Annotated in this window: 2 protein-coding genes; both read right to left on the minus strand. The window is 33.2% G+C overall.

The features are described 5' to 3' along the window. Positions 1–142: 142 nt before the first annotated feature. Entirely contained in the window at positions 143–601 is a 459-nt protein-coding gene (locus HHA43_RS13080) for a hypothetical protein (RefSeq protein ID WP_228284191.1), read from the minus strand. Beyond that, entirely contained in the window at positions 594–1,172 is a 579-nt protein-coding gene (locus HHA43_RS13085; protein ID WP_228284192.1) for a hypothetical protein, read from the minus strand. The genes HHA43_RS13080 and HHA43_RS13085 overlap by 8 nt, the downstream gene beginning before the upstream one ends. Positions 1,173–1,361: the final 189 nt, after the last annotated feature.

A 1,361-nucleotide genomic window follows, 5' to 3' on the forward strand; every position in this document is an offset into this window, starting at 1 on the left:
TTTGAGTTTTATAATCTGAAACGACCTCATTCGAGTCTAGACAAAATGACACCAAATGAGTTTTACTATGATCAGCTACCCCAACAAAATCAAGGTGGCTTAACTAGAGCGGAATATCACTTATAAATACGCTTTTAGTTGTTCAAACAAGTGGAACCACCTCTCTTTGAATTAAATCAAAAGCAAATCTAGGTACTGTCGCTATTACGGTTAGAGCGTCGTTAATATGACCAAGCCAAGTTTTTCCGTTATTGTTTTGGAACTGTTGCTTTATTATTTCAGTATATAATTCCCAACGATCACCTATGGTTTCTTCTGAGAATCGTTGATAAAAAGTTTCCACAAAATCAGAGAGGAATTGACTTTTGTTGTACATTACTTGGTATTTGATGTTTTCACCTGATGGTGATTGGTCACTATAGCGTTCTTCTATTTCATTAAGATTCTTACGAGCTGTTTTCTCATCCGTAAGAACACCATTGAAATAGGCTATAGTTATATCAGACTTGTTGCACAAATCATTTACATCGTCTGTAGCATTAGTGATGCTAGATGCAACCATTAAAAGAGAAATGGCACTCAAATGAATTTTCTTATTCATCGCAGTAATCTCTTTGTGGTATCGTGAACACAAAGCCATCTAAAGCATCACTATATTTGTAATAAGCCTGTAGGCGTTTTTTGGTATTTGTAGTCATATTTCCTATTTCATCAATTACATCGGATGCGTCTATATTCGGGTTATTTTTGAATGTTTTATAAACACAAGTCGTTGCTCTATCAGCTTCATAAGATGATGCTTGTAATTCAACTTCATTCTCTAAATTAACAGCCATTTTTTGCTGACTATTCCTTGCAAATTGTTGAACCGCTTTTTTTTCAATTTCATCTTTATATTTTTGTTCAATATGAGCGTCAATATCATCACGGATGCCATTTTGGTCCTTATCAATCCCTAAAATTGAATCTGTTCTTTCAAGTTTTGGTAATTTCCCTTCATCCTCTAATTTCTGAAAGACTTGCTCTTTTGTCGTTATTTTTTCATTTTGTGGTGCTGAGGAATCATTTTCTCCACCGCAGGCACTTAAAGCTATTAAGCAAAAAGATCCTAATAAAATAGACTTAAACATTATTACCCCTGTTGTTACTCGTATATTTTTCATAAAATTCATACAAGCTTGCTCTAGTATAAATATTGATTTTCTGGATATTTATCAATTTTGATTTTACTTGTATGTTAATTCAGTATGAGTGGCAAAAAATTAAAAAAATCAAAAGCTCTCAGGGTAATCCCCCCTAAAAATAATAGGATCTAAAAGTAGAATTTTCTCTTAAGATACGAGCAGGAGATTCTGCATGAA

Origin of the sequence: Acinetobacter sp. A2 (assembly GCF_012371325.1) — a bacterium.
Taxonomy (GTDB): domain Bacteria; phylum Pseudomonadota; class Gammaproteobacteria; order Pseudomonadales; family Moraxellaceae; genus Acinetobacter.

Bases quoted from the DNA above. Each gene is read 5' to 3' on its own strand.
- HHA43_RS13085 (WP_228284192.1), bottom strand. From the start codon at position 1,172: ATGAATTTTATGAAAAATATACGAGTAACAACAGGGGTAATAATGTTT.
- HHA43_RS13080 (WP_228284191.1), bottom strand. From the start codon at position 601: ATGAATAAGAAAATTCATTTGAGTGCCATTTCTCTTTTAATGGTTGCA.